The organism is Stenotrophomonas sp. BIGb0135 (genome assembly GCF_024810105.1).
In the GTDB taxonomy this organism is placed as follows: domain Bacteria; phylum Pseudomonadota; class Gammaproteobacteria; order Xanthomonadales; family Xanthomonadaceae; genus Stenotrophomonas; species Stenotrophomonas maltophilia_AB.
The window spans coordinates 106034-128378 of sequence record NZ_JANUDX010000003.1; the positions used below are offsets into that span (position 1 = coordinate 106034).

The 22345-nt window shown below is 69.3% G+C and carries 16 protein-coding genes; 1 reads left to right on the top strand and 15 read right to left on the bottom strand.

Annotated elements, in window-relative coordinates; translation table 11 throughout:
• Positions 1-25: 25 nt before the first annotated feature.
• The 5 genes from glmM to trpB form a co-directional block, all read right to left on the bottom strand.
• Positions 26-1393, bottom strand: coding sequence for a phosphoglucosamine mutase (gene glmM / locus M2421_RS08310; RefSeq protein WP_259205603.1), 1368 nt, complete (start codon positions 1391-1393; stop codon positions 26-28).
• A complete protein-coding gene (gene accD / locus M2421_RS08315; protein WP_259205613.1) occupies positions 1393-2277 on the bottom strand; it encodes an acetyl-CoA carboxylase, carboxyltransferase subunit beta in 885 nt (294 codons plus the stop codon). The genes glmM and accD overlap by 1 nt, the downstream gene beginning before the upstream one ends.
• A 138-nt stretch (positions 2278-2415) precedes the next feature.
• Positions 2416-3228, bottom strand: coding sequence for a tryptophan synthase subunit alpha (gene trpA, locus M2421_RS08320; protein ID WP_259205621.1), 813 nt, complete (start codon positions 3226-3228; stop codon positions 2416-2418).
• Between the two features lies 1 nt (position 3229).
• On the bottom strand, positions 3230-3922 hold the full coding sequence (locus tag M2421_RS08325) for a hypothetical protein (RefSeq protein ID WP_259205623.1): 693 nt from the start codon (positions 3920-3922) through the stop codon (positions 3230-3232).
• Entirely contained in the window at positions 3919-5136 is a 1218-nt protein-coding gene (gene trpB, locus M2421_RS08330) for a tryptophan synthase subunit beta (protein WP_259205629.1), read from the bottom strand. Before trpB ends, M2421_RS08325 begins: the two co-directional genes overlap by 4 nt.
• 95 nt (positions 5137-5231) lie before the next feature.
• On the opposite strand from trpB, the gene M2421_RS08335 reads away from it, so the two are divergent.
• Positions 5232-6125 carry a LysR family transcriptional regulator gene (locus M2421_RS08335; RefSeq protein WP_259205631.1) on the top strand — a complete coding sequence of 298 codons (894 nt, stop codon included), beginning with the start codon at positions 5232-5234 and terminating at the stop codon, positions 6123-6125.
• Positions 6126-7059: 934 nt separating this feature from the next.
• Here M2421_RS08335 and M2421_RS08340 read toward each other — a convergent pair.
• The 10 genes from M2421_RS08340 to M2421_RS08385 all read right to left on the bottom strand — a co-directional run bounded on the left by M2421_RS08340 (position 7060) and on the right by M2421_RS08385 (position 22292).
• The gene (locus M2421_RS08340; RefSeq protein WP_310439604.1) at positions 7060-7449 is read right to left on the bottom strand and encodes a transposase; all 390 of its coding nucleotides are present in this window, start codon (positions 7447-7449) and stop codon (positions 7060-7062) included.
• A 734-nt stretch (positions 7450-8183) separates the two neighbouring features.
• Positions 8184-9284: a toxic anion resistance protein gene (locus M2421_RS08345; RefSeq protein ID WP_259205638.1), complete on the bottom strand. Its 1101-nt coding sequence runs from the start codon at positions 9282-9284 to the stop codon at positions 8184-8186.
• Positions 9285-9342: 58 nt separating this feature from the next.
• On the bottom strand, positions 9343-10065 hold the full coding sequence (locus tag M2421_RS08350; RefSeq protein WP_259205639.1) for a hypothetical protein: 723 nt from the start codon (positions 10063-10065) through the stop codon (positions 9343-9345).
• On the bottom strand, positions 10062-15419 hold the full coding sequence (locus tag M2421_RS08355) for a DNA repair ATPase (RefSeq protein WP_259205651.1): 5358 nt from the start codon (positions 15417-15419) through the stop codon (positions 10062-10064). Before M2421_RS08355 ends, M2421_RS08350 begins: the two co-directional genes overlap by 4 nt.
• Positions 15420-15539: 120 nt before the next feature.
• The gene (locus M2421_RS08360) at positions 15540-17558 is read right to left on the bottom strand and encodes a hypothetical protein (protein WP_259205654.1); all 2019 of its coding nucleotides are present in this window, start codon (positions 17556-17558) and stop codon (positions 15540-15542) included.
• On the bottom strand, positions 17555-18235 hold the full coding sequence (locus tag M2421_RS08365) for a hypothetical protein (protein ID WP_259205656.1): 681 nt from the start codon (positions 18233-18235) through the stop codon (positions 17555-17557). Before M2421_RS08365 ends, M2421_RS08360 begins: the two co-directional genes overlap by 4 nt.
• Before the next feature lie 222 nt (positions 18236-18457).
• On the bottom strand, positions 18458-19114 hold the full coding sequence (locus tag M2421_RS08370) for a phosphoribosylanthranilate isomerase (RefSeq protein ID WP_259205657.1): 657 nt from the start codon (positions 19112-19114) through the stop codon (positions 18458-18460).
• Positions 19111-19884 (bottom strand): tRNA pseudouridine(38-40) synthase TruA, encoded by a 774-nt coding sequence (gene truA / locus M2421_RS08375; RefSeq protein ID WP_259205672.1) that lies wholly within the window; start codon positions 19882-19884, stop codon positions 19111-19113. The genes M2421_RS08370 and truA overlap by 4 nt, the downstream gene beginning before the upstream one ends.
• A 48-nt stretch (positions 19885-19932) precedes the next feature.
• Positions 19933-20313 carry a VOC family protein gene (locus tag M2421_RS08380; RefSeq protein ID WP_259205674.1) on the bottom strand — a complete coding sequence of 127 codons (381 nt, stop codon included), beginning with the start codon at positions 20311-20313 and terminating at the stop codon, positions 19933-19935.
• The gene (locus M2421_RS08385) at positions 20310-22292 is read right to left on the bottom strand and encodes a FimV/HubP family polar landmark protein (protein WP_259205676.1); all 1983 of its coding nucleotides are present in this window, start codon (positions 22290-22292) and stop codon (positions 20310-20312) included. The genes M2421_RS08380 and M2421_RS08385 overlap by 4 nt, the downstream gene beginning before the upstream one ends.
• Positions 22293-22345 lie beyond the last annotated feature (53 nt).

Sequence of the window (22345 nt, forward strand, 5' to 3'; positions counted from 1 at the left end):
CACCGACCGTCATGCCGGACGCGCGTCAGGCGGCAGCGGCTGCCTTGACCGCGCTGGACAGATTGTCCAGCGTGGACTGCATCAGCTCGGCCGTGTCGGCTTCAACGGTGACACGCACCACCGGCTCGGTCCCGGACGGGCGCAGGAACGCGCGGCCGCGGCCCTGCACGGCCTGCTGGGCGGCAACCAGCGCCGCCTGCACCGTCTCCGCCTGCACCGTGGCCTTGGCCGACACATCGCCGAGGCGCACGTTGACCGTCTTCTGCGGCACCTTGTGCAGGCCTTGCAGCGACTGGCGCAGGCTGTGGCCCTCACGGCGCAGCACTTCCAGCACCTGCAGCGCGCTCACGATGGCATCGCCCGTGGTGGCGCGGTCCAGGCACAGCAGGTGGCCGGAGGCTTCGCCACCGAGCACGCCGCCACCTTCGACCAGCGCCTGGTGCACGTAGCGGTCGCCGACGTTGCTGCGCACGAACGGCAGGCCGATGCGCTCCAGCGCCTGTTCCAGGCCGAAGTTGGTCATCAGCGTGCCCACCACCGGGCCGCGCAGGCGGCCATTGCGCTGCCAGGACGAGGCCAGCACGTACAGCAGGTCGTCGCCGTCGACCGGATTGCCCTGGTCGTCGGCCATCAGCACGCGGTCGCCGTCGCCGTCGAAGGCGATGCCCAGGTCTGCCCCCACCTCGCGCACCTTCGCGGCGAGGTTGTCGATGTGCATCGAGCCGACGCCATCGTTGATGTTGACGCCGTTGGGTTCGGCGCCGATGGTGACCACCTCCGCCCCCAGCTCGCGGAACAGCAGCGGTGCGATGTGGTAGGTGGCCCCGTGCGCGCAGTCCAGCACGATCTTCAGCCCACGCAGGTCGAAGGCGCGCGGCACGCTGGCCTTGCAGAACTCGATGTAGCGGCCGACGGCATCGCGCGCGCGCATCGCCTTGCCGAGCCGGTCGGACTCGGCGGTGGTGAACGCCCCGTCCAGCGCCGCTTCCAGCGCCAGCTCGGTGGCATCGTCGAGCTTCTCGCCATCGGCGGAGAAGAACTTGATGCCGTTGTCGTAGTGCGGGTTGTGCGAGGCGCTGATGACGATGCCGGCGTCGGCACCGAGGGTGCGGGTGAGGAACGCCACGGCCGGGGTCGGCATCGGGCCGAGCAGCTGCACGTCCACGCCGCCGGCAACCAGGCCGGCCTCCAGCGCGGCTTCGAACATGTAACCGGAAATGCGCGTGTCCTTGCCGATCACCACCACCGGGCGGTGCCCGGGACGGTGGCCGTTGCGTTCGGTCAGCACGCGGCCGAGCGCATTGCCCAGGCGCAGCACGAAGTCAGCCGAGATCACGCCCTGCCCGACCCGACCGCGGATGCCGTCGGTGCCGAAGTACTTGCGCCCCCCCATCAGGCCGCCTCGTCCGCGACCGGTGCCGGCTGGCGGCCCAGGAGGGCCAGCAGGTCGGCCAGGCGCTCGCGCATCTCGCGGCGGTCGCAGATCTGGTCGATGGCACCGTGCTCAAGCAGGAACTCGGAGCGTTGGAAGCCTTCCGGCAGCTTCTCGCGCACGGTCTGTTCGATCACGCGCGGGCCGGCGAAGCCGATCAGCGCCTGCGGTTCGGCGATGTTGATGTCGCCCAGCATCGCGAACGATGCCGACACGCCCCCGGTGGTCGGGTGGGTCAACACCGAGATGTAGGGCAGGCCCGCTTCGCGCAGCTTGCCGAGCGCGGCCGAGGTCTTGGCCATCTGCATCAGCGAGAACAGGCCTTCCTGCATGCGTGCGCCGCCACTGGCGGAGAAGCACACGTAGGGAGCGCCGATGTCCAGGGCCTTCTCAGCGGCCAGCGAGAAACGCTCGCCGACCACCGAGCCCATCGAGCCACCCATGAAGGCGAAGTCGAAGGCCGAGGCCACCAGCGGGCGCCCCTTGAGCAGGCCCTGCATGGCGATCAGTGCGTCGTACTCGCCGGTGTTCTTCTGCGAGGCCTTGATGCGCTCGCTGTATTTCTTCTGGTCCTTGAACTTGAGCAGGTCCGTCGGTCCCAGGCGCGCGGCGATCTCGGTGGTGCTGTCCGCATCGAACAGCGAGGCCAGGCGGGCGCGGGCGCGGATGGCCATGTGGTGGCCACACTTGGGACAGACTTCCAGGTTCTCTTCCAGCTCAGGACCGTACAGCGCGCTGCCGCAGTTGCTGCACTTCTCCCACAGGCCCTCGGGGACGCTGCGCTTCTTGCTGGGGACGTTGTCGGTGCGGATGCCAGACGGCATCAACTTGCTGAGCCAACTCATGCGGGATGCTACTTCCGTTCAGGGCGGCCCGGGGGCCGCAAAGGCGGACAGTCTAGCTCACCGTTTCCATGCTCGGGCACCCCCCGGCGGTTGCCGGGGGGCTGGCGCAAACCATTCTGGTACGTACGTTTGGGTGATTCAGGCGGCGTCGAGCGCGTGTCGCAGTGGCGTGAGGAAACCCGCCGCGATCCGCGCGGCATCGGCAGCATCGGTGGCCTCGCCCAGGGCCGCCACCAGCGCGCTGCCGACCACCACGCCATCGGCCTCGACCGCCATCGCCGCGGCACTGGCCGCGTCTTTGATGCCGAAACCGGCTACCACCGGCACCGTCGAGCGGCGGCGCAGGTCACGCAGGCGCGTGCTGGCCGCGCCACTGTCCAGGCGCTCGGAGGCACCGGTCACGCCGGCGAAGCTGACGTAGTAGAGGTAGCCCTGGGCCATCGTCGACAGGGTGTCCAGGCGCGCATCGGCGGTCGTCGGCGAGGCCAGCAGGATCAGCGCCAGCCCCGCGGCGGTGAAGATATCGCGGGTTTCGGCGGCTTCCTCGGGCGGCAGGTCGACCAGCAGCACCCCGTCCAAGCCGGCGGCGATGGCCGCCTCGGCGAAGCGCGCGGTGCCGTGGATCTCGACCGGGTTCAGGTAGCCCATCAGCACGACCGGGGTGGTGGCATCGTCGCGGCGGAACGCGGCCACCGTTTCCAAGACGTAGCGCAGCCCTGCCCCGCGCGCCAACGCGCGCTCGGAGCTGCGCTGGATGGTGGGGCCATCGGCCATCGGGTCGGAGAACGGCACGCCGAGTTCGATCACGTCGGCACCGGCCGCCGCCAGCGCATGCATCACCGGCACGGTCGCATCCAGGCCCGGATCGCCGGCGGTGATGAAGGGAATCAGCGCCTTGCGCCGGGAAGCGCGCAGGCGGGCAAAACAGGCATCGATACGGTCCACTGACATTTCAGGCACATCCTTCAATCAATTCAACGGCGCCACTGGCGCCCCAGTACAACATCGACACCTTGCCCTCGAAGATCTCCAGCCGGATCGCCAGATCCGAGCCGGGGTCCTGCCAGGTGAGGTACTCGCCCGTTTCCGGATCGTACGCGTGCGGTTTGTGGGTGCTGCCCCTGGGCAGGCGCTTGAGCGCCTCGGCGCGCGACATGCCCAGGCGCAGTCCGAACGGGCCGGCCTGGGTGATGGTTTCGTCCGAACCGTCCAGCAGGCTCAGGTCGAAGCGCTGCACGTGGTCGTCGTCGACCATCATCGAGATGCCCTCGGGCAGGCTGCCGCGCTCGTAATACTCGCAGCCGCCCAGCTGCCCCCCTTCGCTCAGGCCGGCCGAATGCCAGTTCGCATCGGCGTCGGCGGCGGTGAAGCGCTGCCCGACCACCATGTCACCGGCATGATCCAGCGCGACCGAGACCACGGCGGGGCCAGGTTCATCGGTGCCCTCCTTTGCCGGTACCGGCTCAGGATCGTCCTGGATGGGACGATTGGCGATGTCATCGTCGTTGCTCGCCGGCACCCGCGCCGGGGCGATCGCCGCCGGTGTCGAAGGTGCGGCCGCGAGCACCGGCGGATCCGGCGCGGTGCAGCCACTCAGGCCGACCACGATCAGCAGCGCACTTCCCTGGCGCAGCAGTGGATTCACAGGATCAGGCCCTCGCGCGCGGCGATGGTATGCACGTCCTTGTCGCCACGCCCGGACAGGTTGCACAGCACCAGCTTGTCGCTGGGCAGCTCGCGCGCCAGCTTGATCGCCTGCGCCACCGCATGGCTGGATTCCAGCGCGGCCAGGATGCCCTCGCTGTGGGCCAGCTGGTGGAATGCGGCCAGGGCTTCGTCATCGGTGATGCCGACGTACTCGGCGCGGCCGGCATCGGCCAGGAACGCGTGCTCGGGACCCACGCCCGGGTAATCCAGGCCGGCCGACACCGAATGGGTCTCGATGATCTGGCCGTCGTCATCGCAGATCACGTAGGTGCGGTTGCCGTGCAGCACGCCCGGTCGACCGGCGGCGATGGAGGCGGCGTGGCGGCCGGTCTCGATACCGTCACCGGCCGCCTCGGCGCCCACGATGCGCACGTCGCGGTCGTTGAGGAAGGCATGGAATAGGCCGATCGCGTTGCTGCCGCCGCCGACGCAGGCGGTGATCGCATCGGGCAGGCGGCCGTAATCGGTGAACATCTGCGCGCGGGCTTCACGGCCAACGATCGCGTTGAAGTCGCGCACCATGCGCGGGTACGGATCCGGGCCGGCGACGGTGCCGATGATGTAGAAGGTGTCGCGCACGTTGGTGACCCAGTCGCGCATCGCCTCGTTGAGCGCGTCCTTGAGCGTGGCCGAACCGGAGGTCACCGGCACCACGGTCGCGCCGAGCAGCTTCATGCGGTAGACGTTGATCTTCTGCCGCTCGATGTCGGTGGCACCCATGTACACCACGCATTCCAGGCCCAGTCGCGCGGCCACGGTGGCACTGGCCACGCCATGCTGGCCGGCGCCGGTCTCGGCGATGATGCGCTTCTTGCCCATGCGCGCGGCCAGCAGGGCCTGGCCGATGGTGTTGTTGATCTTGTGCGCGCCGGTGTGGTTGAGGTCTTCGCGCTTGAGCAGGATCTGCGCGCCGCCGACCTGCTTGCTGAGGCGTTCTGCGTGGTAGATCGGGCTGGGCCGGCCCACGTAGTGGGTCAGGTCCTTGTCGTAGGCGGCGATGAACGCCGGATCGCGACGGGCCGCGTCGTACGCGGCGGCCAGCTCCTGCAGCGGCCCGATCAGGGTTTCGGCCACGAAACTGCCGCCATAGCGGCCGAAATGGCCGTTCGCGTCGGGGTAGGCGTGGAAATCGGTAATGGGGGATGCGGACATGGCGCGACAGCCGGTTGAGACAGGCTGACAATTTAACGCACATGTCATGACAGCAATATCGATATTATCTGCGACAACCCGTCAGGAAAACTCACATGAGCACCCCACCCCTGCCGCCCCTGAACGCCCTGCGCAGTTTCGAGGCGACCGCCCGCCTGGGCGGGGTGGGCCGTGCGGCTGCGTCCCTGCACGTGACCCACGGGGCGATCAGCCGCCAGCTGCGCGTGCTGGAGGAGCATCTGGGCGTGGCGCTGTTCGAGCGCGATGGCCGCGGGCTGCGCCCGACCGCGGCCGGCGAGGCCCTGCAGCAGGCCTGCGCCGGCGCGTTCGGGCAGATCCGTGAGGCGGTCGCCGCCCTGCAACGCCGCCAGCGCGCCGACGCGCTGGTGCTGGGCTGCAGTGGCAGCATCCTGGCGCGCTGGATGATTCCGCGGCTGCAGGTGCTGCAGGCCGACCTGCCGCAGGTGCCGCTGCACTGGTCCGCGCAGGACGGCAGCTTCACCGAGGCACAGCAATCGCTGGACGCGGTGCTGCTGCTGGCCCAGCCGCCGTGGCCGCCAGGCTGGCAGGTGCGCGAACTGGCGCCGGAGCGGGTGGGCGTGGTGGTGAGCCCGCAGCATCCGGCCGCGGCGCGGCTGCGCCAGCGCCCGCCGTCGACCCTGCTCGGCGAGCCACTGCTGCACACCACCTCGCGCCCCCAAGCCTGGCCGGCCTGGGCGCTGGCACACGGCCTGGACCCGGCGCGGTTGCAGCTCGGCAACGGCTTCGAGCACCTGTACTACCTGCTGGAGGCGGCGGTGGCCGGGCTGGGCGTGGCGATCGCACCGGAGCCGCTGGTGGCCGACGAACTGGCCGCCGGGCGACTGCTGGCCCCGTGGGGCTTTGCCGCCACCGGCGGATTCTGGGTGCTGGCGACGCCGGAGGGCGCGAGCGATCCACGGGTGGATGCGCTGGCCGGGTGGCTGGCCGCGCAACTGGCGCGCGCCTGACCGGGCCTCGCAGTTGCGCGTGGGTCTGGGCGTGGGCGGACAACCGGCGATCCCGGATCTGGGGTCCACGCCCTGGGGAATATTGGTTCAGGCCGGAGGAGGCGCGAGCGTGGGGATCCACGATGGCGTGGATGTTGGAATGGGCCGGACGATCCGCGATCGTGGGGATCCACGATGGCGTGGATGCTGGAATGGGCCGAACGATCCACGATCGTGGGGATCCACACCGGCGTGGGCCGAACGAACCGTGATCGCGCAGATCCACGCCATGCGTGGATGCCGCGCGGCGCGTTTTCGATGACGTTTCATGGTGGCGGTACGGAGAGCATCCACGCATGGCGTGGATCTACGATGCTCCGTGGTGGGATGGACCGGGCCGCGCGAGTCGACATCCCGTAGATCCACGCCATGCGTGGATGCCGCGCAAGGCGCGGCGCGTTTCCGGTGACGGTTCATGGTGGCGGAACGGAGAGCATCCACGCGTGGCGTGGATCTACGATGGTCGGTGGTGGGATGGACCGGGCCACGCGATTCGACATCCCGTAGATCCACGCCATGCGTGGATGCCGCGCCACGCGCGGCGCGTTTTCGGTCACGGTTCATGGTGGCGGAACGAAGAGCATCCACGCGTGGCGTGGATCTATGATGGTCGGTGGCGGGATGTTCCGGGCCGCGCGATCCGGCATCCCGTAGATCCACGCCATGCGTGGATGCCGCGCGACGCGCGGCGCGTTTTCGGTGACGGTTCATGGTGGCGGAACGGAGAGCATCCACGCATGGCGTGGATCTACGATGGTCGGTGGCGGGATGTTCCGGGCCGCGCGATTCGACATCCCGTAGATCCACGCCATGCGTGGATGCCGCGCGACGCGCTGCGCGTTTTCGGTGACGGTGCATGGTGGCGGGACGGAGAGCATCCACGCATGGCGTGGATCTACGGCCATCGACTCCAGGCGTGGGGGTACTCGCCGATCGCGCTGCTCAGGCCGGCGCGGATCGGATTGGTCATGACGTAGCGGGCGGCGTGGACAAGCGACTCGTCATCACGCAGGGCGTGGTCGTGATAGCCATGCTGCCAGAGCTGCCCCTGCCTGCCCAACCTCAGATTGAGCAGCCTGGCGCTGCGCGATTTCAACAGGCCCATGCAACTGGCCAGCGAGCCTCTCCGCAGTTCCATCAACCAATGGACATGGTCAGGCATCACCACCCAGGCGGTGCTGCGGCTGTAACCGTTGCGTTCGGCGTATCGAAGCGATTCCACCACCAGCGCCACGTTGCCGGGATCCAGGAACAGGCGACAGCGCCCGGCCACGACCAGCGTCAACAGATACGTGCTTCCGGGTTGCGATTGACGACCGTAGCGAAGGCGAGGACTGGCCATAAGCAAAGGGTGCGTGCGGGCTTGTCGGCCTTGTATCGCCACCCCGCTCCTTCAGGCGTCGGCGAACTATGCAGCGTCGGGTGGGAGAGCATCCACGCATGGCGTGGATCTACGGGGCTCGGTGGTGGGATGTTCCGGGCCGCGCGATCTGGCATCCCGTAGATCCACGCCATGCGTGGATGCCGCGCAAGGCGCGGCGCGTTTTCGGTGACGGTTCATGGTGGCGGTACGGAGAGCATCCACGCATGGCGTGGAACTACGATGGTTGGTGGAGGGATGGATCTGGCCGCGCGATCTGGCATCCCGTAGATCCACGCCATGCGTGGATGCCGCGCAAGGCGCGGCGCGTTTCCGGTGACGGTTCATGGTGGCGGGACGGAGAGCATCCACGCGTGGCGTGGATCTACGGTGCTCGGTGGTGGGATGGACCGGGCCGCTCGATCCGGCGTCCCGTAGATCCACGCCATGCGTGGATGCCGCGCCACGCGCGGCGCGTTTTCGGTCACGGATCATGATGGCGGGACGGAGAGCATCCACGCATGGCGTGGATCTACGATGGTTGGTGGAGGGATGGATCTGGCCGCTCGATCCGGCATCCCGTAGATCCACGCCATGCGTGGATGCCGCGCGGCGCGCGGCGCGCTTGCCGGTGGATCCGATGGCTGCGTGGCGTGGGGTTACGTGGTCGGGGCGGCCAGGCGCTGCTGCACGTCGTCGCGCAGACGTGCCAGTTCGACTTCGGCCTGCTGGCGCTGCTGCATGCCCTCGCGGTGGACGGTGCGCACTTCCTCGACGGTGGCGATCAGCTGCTCATGCACGTGGCGCAGGGTGGCTACGTCGATCACCGCACGCTGGTTGGCCTTGGCCGTTTCCACGGTGGTCTGGCGCAGCAGGTCGGCATTGCGGCGCATCATCTCGTTGGTGGCGTCGTCGATGGCGTTGGACAGCGCGACCGCGTTCTTCTGCTCGCCCAACGACAACTGGATGGCGAACTGGCGCTTCCACGACGGAATGGTGATGTCGCGGACGGTGTTGAATTTCTCGACCAGCAGGATCGCGTTGGCCTGGATCAGGCGGATCATGGGCAGCGACTGGTCGGCCGCGTGCTGCATGACCACCAGGTCGCCGACGCGCTTGTCGATCAGGCGGATCGCGTTGTCCAGCTCGCCTTGGCGGATGCGCTGCTGCGGATCATCCTGGCCCTGCCCGGCCAGCTGTTCGCCACGCAGCGCGGCGAGCCGGCGCTTGCCGGCGGCGATGTGCAGGCCCAGGCCGTGGCGCTCCTCGCGGACGATCTCGTGCATGCGGTCGAACTCGACCACGCGCTGGCCCATCAGGGCCTGCTGGCTGCCGACGTCCCCCATGAGCTGTTCGATCTGGCGGTTGGTGTCGCTGAACTTCTGCACCAGCTCGCCCTTGGATGCCCGCAGCTTGTCGATCAAGCCGCCGATCACCGGTACCTTCGAACGCTCGGCTAGGCCGTCGAGTTTGAGCGAGCGTGCGATGCGCACCACCTCGCCCAGCTTGTCGCCACTGGCGTCAAGATCGCGGTTGCGCACCTGGTCCAGCAGCTGGCTGGAGAACGCCGCCGTCTTGGCGGCGGCGTCGCGGCCGAATACCTGCAGGTTGCCGGGCCGGATGTCATCCAACCCACGCCCGATCTCCTCGATCTTCGGCAGGTCGTCCTGGCCAAGGCCAAGTGCCTGCAGCGCCGCGTCGTCCAGCACGTCGGCCGTGGTCACGGGCAGGGTCGAAGTGGCCTGCGGGTCCTGGGTCATCGGTGGATCTCCATGCTGTTGGGCGGCCGACGGCGGCGCACCGGTAGGGGCAGTGTCTTCATCGCAGTCTAGCCTGCGCCGAGGCAACCTCGGCGGCGATCTCGGCCTGTAGGTGCGCGGCGCGCTGGCTCCGCTGGGCCTGGTCCTTTACGTGCCGCGCCAGCGTGGCCTGTTTCCAGGCCGGCAACAGGATGTCGGCGATGCGGCGGAAGCGCGCCAGCAACGCCTCGTCCTGCGCCAGCAGCAGCTGCCACTGGGCCGCTTCGCTGCGCTGCAGGGCGGCCAGGCGGCGCAGGTGATCCAGGCGCTGGGCCAGCACCCCCTGCAGCGCGCTGCCATCGCCGCCCGGCAAGCCGGGCAGCGCCTGGCTGCCGGCATCGACCCACTGCTGCAGCGCGGCGGCTGCCTGCTCGCTGGTGGCGACCGCTGCCTGCCGCTGCGCCGCGGCGGCCTGCACCCGCGCCGCGCACGCCTCGGCCTGCAGCAGCAGCACGCCCAGTTGCGGCTGCAACGCGTCGGCATCGCGCTGGCGCTCGACGTCGCGGCCGAGCAGGCGCCCCCACCAGCCGGCCTGGCGGCGCAGCGACGCCGGATCGGCCGCCTGCAACGCCAGTGCGAGTCGTGCCAGCGCATCGATCAGACCCGCCGCGCCACCGTCGTGCAGCGCGCCCTGCGCATCCGCCCGGCGTGCAATCGCCCGCAGCAACGGATCGCCATACGACGCGAGCGTCGCCGCCTGCGGCGTGTCGACGGCGACCGGCGCGGGCAGCGTGGTGTTCATGCGTGGGCGTCGTCGCCGGCGACATCATCCAGACGCGGCGGACGGGCCGACTCGCCGTAGAAATGCCGCATCAACGCCTCATCCAGCGCCCGCTCCTCCGGCGTGGTCGCGCGCCGCGGTCGCACGCGCTGCCGCGCCGCGGGCTCGGCGTCCATCTGCTGGCGCACCCAGCCGGCCAGCAGTGCCAGCGTCTCGCCGGTGCGCACCTGCTGCTGGTGGGACTGCCCCAGCAACTGCAGCAACGGCGCCAGCCCCGCCTGCAGGCCATCGGCCAACGGCTCGGCGAGCGCCGGCGCGGGGCTGGCGGGCGGCGCGACGACCGGTTCGTCACGCGCCGCCGACAGCCGCTCCAACGCCGACAGCAACGCCGACCACGGCGCCGGTTCCTGCTCGGCCGCCGCGGCCGGCGGCGGCACCTGCAGCGCGCTGGCGATGTCGGCCAGCTGCGCCACCATGCGCCCGCCGACGTCGCTGTCGTCGGCGCCCATGGCCTTGTTGCGCAGGAAGTCGCGCTTGATCTGCTGCCAGCGTTCCAGCTCGGCGCCCTGCAGCAGGCCACGCAGTTCGGCCAGCTTGAGCAGGTTTTCCTCGGCCCCGGTGGTGAGCAGCTGCGCCTCGCCCTGGTAATGGTCGGAGACCAGCTGCTGCAGCTCGGCCTCGTTCATCACCGGCGAGATCTTCTCCGACAGCTTGTTCATGTTGCGGTAGCTGCCCTGCAACCGGAACGGCGGCTCGGTGCGGTAGCGATCATCCTGCGCGGCACTGGCGATGTACTGCTGGTTGACCCGGTAGACCACGTCGCGCACGCGCAGCATGCGCTGCAGCGTGGCCACGATCTCGTTGATCTCCGCGCCGCTGTAGGCATGGCTGAGCGCGTTGGTGGAGACCTCCTTGCCCATCGCGCGTTCGACCAGCAGGTACAGGTCGGCCATGTCGCGGGTGGCCAGGGGCGCCAGGACCGGATTGGAGGTGAGGCTGTTCTCGATGTAGCTCAGGGTGAACGCATCTTCCATGCCGCCCAGCACGTCGCCGAGGTTGTAGATGTCGGCGCGGTTGGCCAGCATGTCCGGAATCTTGAAGACCTCGCCGGACTCGGTGTACGGGTTGCCGGCCATCACCACGCAGAACTTCTTGCCGCGCATGTCGTAGGTGCGGGTGCGCCCGCGCCACACGCCCTCGATGCGACGGGTGCCATCGCACAGCGAGATGAACTTCTGCAGGAACTCCGGGTGGGTGTGCTGGATGTCATCGACATACAACATGGTGTTGTTGCCCATCTCCAACGCCAGGTTGAGCTTCTCCAGCTCCTGCCGCGAGGTGGCATCCGGCGCCTGCGCGGGGTCCAGCGAGCGCACCTCGTGGCCCAGCGCCGGACCATTGATCTTCATGAAGACCAGGCCCAGCCGGTGCGCCACGTACTCCATCAACGTGGTTTTGCCGTAGCCGGGCGGGGAAATCATCATCAGCAGGCCCATCAGGTCGCTGCGCTTGTTCTCCCCGACCGTGCCCATCTGCTTGGCCAGGTTGTCGCCGATCACGCCGAGGTAGACGTCGTTGATGAGCTTGTTGCGGACGAACGAGGACAACGGCCGCGCCTTGAACTCGGACAGGCGCAGGCTGTCGCGCTCGCGCGCGACGATGCGCTGGCGCACCGCCTGGTAGGCGTGGAAGGCAGGCACGAAGACGCCGCCGTGGTGATGCAGGCGCGCCAGGAAGTCATCCAGCGACAGGACCAGGCGGCCCTGTTGCAGGCGCGGGTGTTCGCCGAGCAGGCCTTCCACGGTGACCTGCAGGACGGTATCGCTGGCGCGGGTGCGCAGCGCACGCTGGACCAGCAGCAGCGCGGCGGCCTCGTCGACGTAGCCCGCGTGGTCGGCCAGCGCCGGGGTCCGGCACAGCCCGCGCAGCCACTGCCCTGCCAGCGCCCAGCGCGCGGCCAGGCCGTCCTGCTCGCGCTGCAGCGCGCGCTCCAGGCTGTCACGCTGGCCAGCCGCCTGCAGCTGCTGGCCCAGGGCCTCGACCAGGGCGGCGGCGTAGCGGCTGCTGGCGAACACCGGCTCGCCCCGCGACAACTCATCGGCCAGATAGGCCGCCGCGGCCACATGGTCGGCGGCGGTGAACGGCAGGCCGTGCTCCTCGTTGAACGTCGCCAGCGCCAACGCCATCTCCGCGCGCAGGGCCAGCTGGCCTTCGTCGGAACCAAACAGCCGTGCGATCGCATCCGCACCGGCCTGGCGTGCCGGCCACTGCACGACATCCTCGCGGCGCTGGTGGGCGGCCCAGAACAGCATGGCCAACGCACGCACGCGCGGCGCGTGCAGCAAGGTACCCGCGGCCTGCTGCAATGGCAGCAGCGCGCGCAGGATCAGGCTGGCGTCGTGGTCGTGGATGCCGCGCTCGTAGCCTTCCCGATAGCGCGGGGCGGCGAAATCGCGCACCACCCGATCCAGCGTCGCGGGCACGGCCGCGTCATGCTGCAGAGTAGCCAGGTCCAGGCCATCACGGTTCTCCATCGCGGCGCGCAGCACGCTCCCGGCCAGGTACTCGCCACGGTAGAGCGCGTCCGATTCCGAATCCAGGCTGAGCTGCCAGTACGGCTTGAGCGCGGCCAGTTCGGGGTCGTGCAGGGTTTCGAGGAAATCGGTGCCGGTGAGGTGGATGGCCAGCTCGTCACCGCGCGGCAGGATGGTCAGGTCCAGTGCCTGGGTGTTGACGCTGAAGCGGTGGCGCGGGCCCAGCCGCACCACATTGCCGCCGGCCTCGAACAGGTCACTGCGGTCGCGCAGCGCACGCACGGCCTGGTCGCGCACGCCCTTCAGGCGCGACTCGATGTCGTCAGCCTTGACGCTGTCCCGCAGGCTGCGCAGGCGCTCGGCCAGTTCACGCAATTTGAGGATCAGCGGATCGCCGGCGAAGAACGCGTTGAGTTCGTCGGCACTGGCGAAGCGCTCGGTACGCTTGGCCAGGCCGTCCAGGATGCGATTGGCCGCGTCCAGCACCGAGCGCGCCTTGCGCTGGCGCTCATCCAGCAGCGCCTGCTTGTGTGCCTCGAAGGCATCGATCAGTTCTTCGCGCTTGGCCAGGATGTCGCCGAGGAACTGCTCGTGCTCGCCGAACTGACTCTCCAGTTCCTCCAGCTGCACCAGCAGCCGTGACATCTGTTCGTCGGCGCGTTCGGGGTCGGTGGCCATCGCCAGCGCGCTGGTGATGGCCTGCGAGAACAGCGCGAACTGCGCGGCGAACTGGGCCACCGCTTCGGCCGAGCCGAGCGTGCGCCGACGGTGTTCGGCGCGGGCACGGGTCTGGTTGAGGCGCGCATAGATGGCCGAGATGGCCTCGACCACACGGGTGCGTGCGGTGGCATCGTCGACGTTCAGCCCGGCCATCAGTTCGGAGAGCATGTCCAGGTCGGCCGACATCGCGCGCAGCCCGGCCAGCTGCTCGTCGAGCACGCGCGCGCTCCCGGCCTGCTGGGCGGCGTCGTCCAGTGCCTGCAGGCGTTCGCCCAGCGGGGCCAGGGCGGCATCGCCGGCCAGGAACGCGCCGGTCGCCGCGCCGATGCGCTGATGCGCCTCCTGCAACGCGGCGGTCATCGCATCGATCATGTCGGTGTCGATGTAGCGGTAATCGCGGATAGTGAGCAGGTGGCCACGCTGGGTCGAGATCGCGTTGAGCGCCTCGACGAAGGACTGCACCTCGGTCCAGTTTTCCGGCTGCAGGCGGGCCAGCAGGGTCTTCTGCGTGGCCTGCGCCTGGGCCATCGCCTGCGCCGACTGGGCGCGGATCGACTGGACCTTCTCGTACTCGTCCAGCACCGACTCGCCGGTGCCGCTGATCTCGCGCAGCAGGCTGACCGCGCCGCCACACTCGGCATCGTCCAGCCAATGGTGGGCATCGAACAGGCGGCGGGTGTCCTGCACCAGGCGCTGGTACCGCTGCACCGAGACGTCATCGCCTTCGATGGTGCGTGCCAGGTCGAGCAGGTTGGAAATGCCACGGACCAGCTCGGCATTGCCGATGCGGCCCATGAAGGTGTTGCCGGGGGGCCGGCTGGCCGCGAATTCGTCGCTGCTGAACGGGGTCTGCCAGACCTGCATAGCGTGGATCCGCGTCGGCTCGTCGCCCTCGGCATGGAACAGCACCATGCGCCCGTCATGCATGAAAGCGTAGCCGTGGCCGAACACCGGGTTCTGTAGCACGCGCTGGATGGTGTTGTAGACGAACAGCGCCGAGCGCCCGCCCTCGCGCTCGTAGAAGATGTAGAGCACGTCCTCGCCGTTGGGCGAGCGGATGGCGCGCTTGAACTGCATGCCGTCCATGGCCGCATCGAAGGCCTTGTGCTCGCCGCTCTGCAGGTAATACCCGCCGGGGAAGATGATGCCGTGGTCCTCGGGCAGCTGCACGCAGGCCTGGACGATCGCATCGTTGCGGATGATGTTGCCGGTGAGGGTGTTGTAGATCAGCCCGCGCCAGACGGTTTCGCGGTAAGGCAGCACCTTGAGCAGGATCAGCGAGCCGACCCGGGCGAAATCGAACTGGGCATCGTCCAGCGACTGGGTGCTGTCATCCACCGGTTCGCTGTACACGCCCTGCCCGCTCTCGGTGTTGTTTTCGACCTTGATGGTCAGGTCGCCGCCGGTGGTCTCCACGAACAGGGTGTCGAGGATGTTCAGGTGGGCATGGCGACCGGTCACGGCCATGTCGCGGGTGGCGCGAGTCCACTCGAAATCGAACGGCGGCGGCAGTGCGATGTCGCGCTCGCCACGTGCGTCCAGGTAGGTGAGCTCGCCATCGCTGGCCAGTGCCCAGCGGAACACGCGCACGTCGCTGCTGCGTTCGCCGATCTGGAAGGCCGCCAGCAGCTTGTCGCCGATCACGATCAGCTGCAGCAGCCGGGCGTGCTTGTAGTAGGCATACAACTCGCCGAAGTCATGCACGAAGCCGGGCTGGGCCAGGAAGCTGCCCTTGGCGTCGACCGGCACCACGTCGTAGCCATCGTTGGCCTGGACCAGGCGGTACAGGCCGAACACGTCCTCGACCCGGGTCTGGGTCTTGAGGCCGATGAAGACGTTGTAGCCGAACAGCAGCAGCTCGGGGCCGACCTGCACGATATCGCGGCCGACGCAGTTGTTTTCGCTGCGGATGCGGAAGCGTCCGGTGACCTCCAGCCGGCTGTCGCCGAACTCGGCCAGGCGCTGCCGGTTCAGGGCATCGGCGACCGTGCGCAGGCGGCTGCCCTGCTCGCCGAGGCGGCGGCGCAGGACCTCATAGGCGCCGCCCTGGGCGACCGCCTGGTCGACGCTGGCGGTGGCTTCCGGCACGGACGGCACGGGACGGTTGGCGGTATCGGACATCGGCTTCCTTCCGGCTCACTTGCAACCGGCCGGGCAAACCGGCCGGGATAGGCGTGGCGATGGCCACACGGCCACCGCCACGGTCGAGCGCGCCACGCGGGCGGCGCTCGGTTGGGGGTCTCAGCGGGTTTCGACCACCGCGGCGGTCACGGTGGTCACCGTGTCCGTGGTGTCTTCGCTGATCTGGCGCTGGGCGTCCTGGCGCGGGCTCACGCCCAGGTAGCGCTGCATCAGGTCCTGCACGATCGGGCTCTTGTCGGCCAGGCCTTCGATCGACTTGCCCAGCGACACCGCCTTGATGAGGTTCTCGAACATGCCGCCGTCGCCACCGACCAGGTCGATGTCGGCATTGCGCAGCGCGCTGGCGATGACCCCGGCGTTCTCGCGCGAGACTTCCTTGCCGGCTTCGATCGAGGCCAGGGCCTGCTTGAGGCTGTTGTCGAGCATCATGCGGAACTCCTCGTGGCCACGCGCGGTGTCGCTGAGCGAGGCGATCGCCTCGAACTTGCGCACCAGGCCCTCGGCTTCGGCGAGCAGCTTCTTCTGCACCACGCCGGCCTCGGCGCCGCCGACCGACTCGGTCGCGGTGGCGCGGGCGCGGCCCATCTGTTCTTCGCCCTGCGCCTGCGCCTGCAGGTTTTCAGCCAGCACGCGGGCTTCGTTGGTGCCCTGCTTGAGGTTGGCGTCGGCCTTGGCCTCGATCACCCGGGCCTCGGCGATGCCGACCTTCTCGATGGCCAGCGCGGAGGCTTCGCGCACCTGCGCCTCGGCCAGGCCGGGCGCGGCCTGCTCGGCGCGGGTGCCGTCGGCGAGCAGGCGCTTGGCGTCGGCCTGCTTGCCGGCCGCCTCGTGCTCGGCCTGGGCCAGGGTGGTGATCTCCACCGCGCGGTGCTTGGCCGCGGTCTCGCCGGCCTGCGCTTCCTTGACCTGGCGCACCAGCTGTTCCTGCGCCCGGGCTTCGGCTTCGAGGATCAGCACCTGCTTCTGGCGGTCGGCCTCGGAGACCTCACGCACTTCCTTGATGCGCTCTTCTTCCTGCGCCACGGTCTTGTCGATGGCGATGCGCTCGCGGGTGATGTTGGCCACGTCCATCTTGCCGGACTCGACCACCTTGTCGCGCTCCACGCCCTGCAGCTGCACTTCGCGCTGGGTGGTGACCTGCTCCAGCTGACGTGCACGCTCGACCCGCTCGGCTTCGATCGCCACCGCACGCTGGCGGTTCTGCTCGGCCACTTCGACTTCGCGCATGCGGTTCTGCTCGCGGATCTCGATCACTTCCTGCGCTTCGATGCGGGCCTGCTCGGAGAGCTGGCGCTGTTCTTCCTGGACCTTGGCGGTCTCGGCCTCCTCGCGCGCGCGGATGGTGTCGATCTCGCGCTTCTGGCGGGCTTCGGCTTCGGCCTGCTGGCGTTCGAGGGCCAGCAGCGCTTCGCGCGCTTCGACGTTCTTCTTGGTGATGGCCAGCTTTTCGTTCTGCTCCAGCTCGTTGGTCACCACGTTGTGGGTGGCGGTGAGCTCGGTGATCTTGCGGATGCCCTGCGCGTCGAGGATGTTGTTCTGGTCCAGCAGCAGCTTGGGGGTCTGCTCCAGGTAATCGATGGCCACGTCTTCCAGCGCGTAGCCGTTGAGGTCGTTGCCGATCACCGCGATGATCTCGTCGCGGAATTCCTGGCGCTTCTCGAACAGTTCGGTGAACTCGAACTTCTTGCCGACCGTCTTCAGCGCTTCGGAGAACTTGGCGTTGAACAGCTCATCCACCGCATGCTTGTCCGAGGCGCGATCGGCGCCGATCGCCTTGGCCACGCGCAGCACGTCGGCCTGGGTTTCATTGACGCGCAGGTAGAAGGCCACGGCGATGTCGGCACGCATGTTGTCGCGGCAGATCAGGCCTTCCTTGCCGCGGCGGTCGATCTGCAGGGTGATCAGGCTGATCCGCATCAGCTCGGCGCGGTACAGCACCGGGATGATCAACGCGCCGGTGAAGTGCACCTTCGGCTGGGAGCTCATGTCGTTGACGATCAGGGCCACGCCCTGGTCCACCTTGCGGTAGAAGGCCTTGAACAGGCCAGCGAGGCCGAGCAGAAGGACCAGCAGGATGCCTACCCCGATCACGAACGGGGCCAAGGTCGCAAAACTCATCGATGGATCTCCTTATCGCCCGGAATCAGGCTGTCTTGGATGGAAAGCGCGGGGTGGTCGGTTTCACGCGCCACCAGGTAATGGTTGTGTTCGGCCACGTAGTCCAGCAGGACCACGCGCTCGCCGCGCGTCAGGATCACGCCTTCGCGCGTGCGCACCTGCAGGATCAGCCCGGCGCCGCCGTCATCGACGGTGGCGTAGCCGCTGCTGGCGCTGACCTGGGGCGAGGCGACCACGCCCACCCGGCCCAACAGCGAGGCCTGCTCGACCGGGCGCAGGCGCAACAACAGCCGCCGGATCGGGCGCAGCACGATCACGCTCAGCGGCACGGCGGGAATCAGCGCGAGTACGGCGGTGACGCTGCCGGCCAGCCACCGCACCGGCGTCGGCAATGACTGCAGCAGGAACAGATGCACGAAATAGGTGGCGGTCCAGCCGAAGAAGGCCAGCAGCGCGATCACCAGCATCACCGGTGCGCCGCCCAGGCCGAGCCGCGAGAACATGCCGGAAATGCCGTGCAGACCGTCATCGCCCAGATGCAGGTCCATGCCGTCGTGGGCCATGCCGTCATCGACCACGCCGCAGGCGGCCAGCATCCAGTACAGCACGGCAAACGCCAGCACGACGCTGTAAGGCAGCGTGGGAAACGTCAACGCGACGTTGAGGAACTCGTTCATTCCGTGTCTTCCCTGCGATGGCGGCCGACCTTTCCCCCGGCTGCCTCCTGTGGGCACGCGCTCCGGCGTGCCCCGACTACGCGCCGTGCCGGCCGCGCCATGTCCTGTCGATGCTACGTGAAATTTGCGGCTACGCCCATAGCGGCGCTGCCGCGCCAGGCGAGGCGGGCATCGAGGGTGTCGGCAATGGTCGGCCCGGCCCCCTGCGGGGGCCGCCGTCGATCAATCGGCCTCGTGGCAGTCGGCGCGGCGCACTTCTTCGACGAACTTGCGCATCTTGTAGCCGTCCTTGATGCCCGGCTCGGACTCGATCCCGCTGGACACGTCCACGCCCCAAGGCAACGTGGCCACGATCGCGTCGAACACATTGTCCGGGGTAATCCCACCGGCGAGCAGGAACGGCCGGTGCAGCCCGGTCGGCAGGCGGGTCCAGTCGAACGCCACGCCGGTGCCGCCACCGCCGCCCGGGGCGTGGCTGTCGAACAGGAAGCCGGCCGCGCTGGGGAAGCGCAGCTGCAGTTGGCGGGCATTGACGTCGTCACGCCCGCCCATCGCCACGGCCTTCAGGTACGGCATGTTGAAGCTGCGGCAGAACGCCTCGTCCTCGTCGCCGTGGAACTGCAGCAGGGTCGGCCGCACGGTGCGCAGCACCTCGCGCACTTCTTCCTTGCTGTTGTCGCGGAACAGCGCCACCACGTCGACCATCGGTGCGATCGCCTGGCGCATCGCACGCGCCTCGGCCGGCGCGACCCGGCGCTTGCTCTCGCGGGCGAAGATGAAGCCCACCGCGTCCACCCCCAGTTCCCCCGCCAGGCGTACGTCGCCGGCGCGGGTCATGCCGCAGAACTTGATTCGGGTGCGATAGAAAGAGCGGCTCATAAAGTGACCTCGGCGGGCAGGTGCCAGTTGTCGGGGTACAAGGGTCCAACGAACACCAATCCCTGTGGCGGTGCGGTCGGTCCGGCCACGGTGCGGTCCTGGCCGGCCAGCAGCTCGGCCATCCACGACACCGGTTTGTCCCCGGATCCAACCAGGATCAGTGAACCGACGATATTGCGCACCATGTGATGAAGGAATGCATTGGCCTGAACGCAGACCTCCACCACCTCACCGTCGCGGCGCACGCTGATGGCCTGCAGCTCGCGACGGGCATGCAGGGCTTCGCACTGGATGCTGCGGAAGGCGCTGAAGTCGTTTTCGCCCAGCAGCGCCTGCGCCGCCGCGTGCATCCGCCCCGCATCGAGCGGGCGCCGCTCCCAGCTCAGGGTCTGGCGCTCCAGCGCGGGCCGCACCTGGCGGTTGAGCAGGCGGTAGCGGTAGCGCCGGGCCCGGGCCGAGAACCGCGCATGGAAGTCGTCGGCCACCGGTGCGCACCAGCGCACTGCGATCGACCGCGGCAACCGGGTGGTGGTCCCCAGGGTCCAGCCGCGCGGATCGCGGACCACCTCGGTGTCGAAGTGGACCACCTGGCATTGGCCGTGCACGCCGGCATCGGTGCGCCCGGCGCAGGTGACGTGGATGGGCGCATCGGCCACCGAGGACAGCGCCTCCTGCAGGCTGGCCTGCACGCTGGGGCAGCCACTTTCGCCCAGTTGCTGCCAGCCCTTGTAGTCGCTGCCGTCGTATTCCACGCCCAGTGCGTAGCGCATGGTCAACCTCTGTAAGTCGGGGGAAACCGGCCAGGGCCGGCCAGGGGGTCAGGCCGGGTCGCGTTCGGACCACACCGCCAGTTCGTTGCCACCGGGCTCGACGAACTGGAAGCGGCTGCCGCCAGGAAAGGAGAACACCGGTTTGACCACCCGGCCACCGTGGGCGGCAACCGCCTCGGCCATCGGCGCCAGGTCATCGGCATAGATCACCAGCAGGCCGGCGCCGGCGCTGGCGGTGCACGGGGTGCCGCGGAAGAACCCGCCCTGCAGGCGGCCATCATCGAAGGCCGTGTAGTCCGGGCCGTAATCGACGAAGGACCAGCCGAACACCGCGCTGAAGAACGCGCGGCTGGCGGCCGGGTCGGTGGAGGCGAACTCCACGTAATCCAGCCGCCGCTCCCGCCCGGGGTGTGCAGGCGCCGCGCTCATCCCAGCCGCGCCAGCAGTTCGCGCGCCTGCGCCTGGCTGTGCGGATCGGCGGCCTGGGCCACTTCCTGCAGCAGGATGCGGGCGGTATCGGCATCGCCCAGGTCCAGGTAGGCGATCGCCAGTTCCAGTCGATCACGGCCGGCGGTCGGAATGGCATGCGCGTCGGCAGCGCCGCTGTCATCGCCGTGCGCGGGAGTCTCGTTCACCGGTTCGTCGGCCACGGCCTCGGGATCGGCGTGGGCGGCGGCGCTGTCGTCGGGGAATTCGAACACGCCGCGGAAGGACGGTTGCGCGGCGGCCGCCAGCGCATGCGCCGGCGGCGCGACGAAGGCGTCGGTGTCAGCGTCGATGTCGGCCACGGCCGGTACGGGTACCGCATCGGCGACCACGTCGTCCGCCGGGGCCACGTGCGGTGCGCGATGGCCGGGCTCCGGTTCCAGGCTGAACACCGGCTCGCGACGCTGGCCATCGAGCACGTAGTCCGGCGGCGTGGCGTAGTCCTCGCTGTCCAGCGCGTCCGCCGCCGGTGCGTCCTGCTGGGCGGCCAGTTCGTCCACGTAGTCGGCGGCAGGCACGGCAGCGGCCAGCGCGGCGGCGTCAAGGCCATCGCGACGCAGCGGCGGCAGCGGCGAGGGCTTGCGCCGGCGTGCCACGGCCCAGCCGGCGACGACCAGCAGCAGGATGCCCAGGCCCAGCCAGTACCAGCCCGCGCCCCCACCCTCGCGCGCGGCCGGGGCCTGGCCCAGGCGCTGCTGCGCGGCGGCCAGGTCACTGTCTTTCATCGCGATCAGGGAGTCCTGCTGCTTCTGCAGTTTTTCCAGCTCGGCCACGCGGCCGCGCAGTTCCTGGATCTCGGCATCGCGCGTGGCCACGTCTTCCTTGGCCTGGCGAAGTTGGTCGTTGCCCAGCATGTCACCCTCACTGCCGGCGGCGGTGCCGGTGGTTGTCCCTGCGTTGTTGTCGGTGGCCGCGACCGCCGGGGCGATCTCCAGGCGTGCACCGCTGGCCGCGGCCGGCGCGGTGGCCGGGCCCGGGGTGGCGGCGACGCCGCTGCTGGCCGGTTGCGGGATGGCTGCACGCGACTGGCGCCACTGCGCGGCATGCTCGCGCACGATCGCGGCCGCTTCGTTGGCATCGATCGGCGTGGCATTGTCGCCAGCGGGACCACGCAGCACCGCGCCCTGCTTGAGCAGGTTGACGTTGCCACGGATGAAGGCCTCGGGATTGGCCCGCAACAGCGCGATCATCGCCTGGTTGCGGTTGATGCCCTGCTCGCGCGCCATCGCACCGGCGATCTGCGACAGGGTCTGCCCGCGCTGGACGGTGATGCTGCCATCGGCGGCCAGGCGCGCCGCGGGCGGCGCCGGTGCGGGTGCGGCGGCACGTGGGCTGGCGTTGCGCGGCGGCACCGGGGTGGTGCGCGACGGGGTGTCCTGGGCTGGCGGGGTGGGCCTTGCCGCCGCCGCTGCAGCTGCCGGCACCGGTTCCGGGTCACGCACGATCGCGTTGGACATCGCGCCGGCGGGGGCGACGATTTCCGGTTCGGCCACGGCCAGCGCGCTGTTGGGCGCATCGACCAGGGCCGAGTACTCACGGACCAGGCGGCCCTGGCCCCAATCGGCTTCGATCAGGAAATTGAGCGAGGGGGTCGTCACCGGGGCCTGGGTGCTGACCCGGACCACCGCCCTGCCCTGCGCGTTGCGGGTGAGCTCGAACTGCAGCTCGCTGACCAGCCCGACCGGGCGTTCCAGCCCCACCCGGGCGAACGTCACCGGCGACGCGAGGGCGACGCGCAGGTTCTGCAGCTCGGCCGGGTCGGCCGAAATGACCGGAATTTCGGCCAGCAATGGCTGGCCGGGCTTGGACAGCACGCGGATATCGCCCAGGCCCAGGGCCATGGCGGAGCTGCTGGCGAGGGCCAGCACCAGCGTGGAGACATACTTGAGCGGGCGCAGTGCGCCCGGAGCCCGGTTCTTCATGGCGGCCAATATAACGGCTCCCCCCGTGATCGGCGATGTTTTGTAGTGCAGCC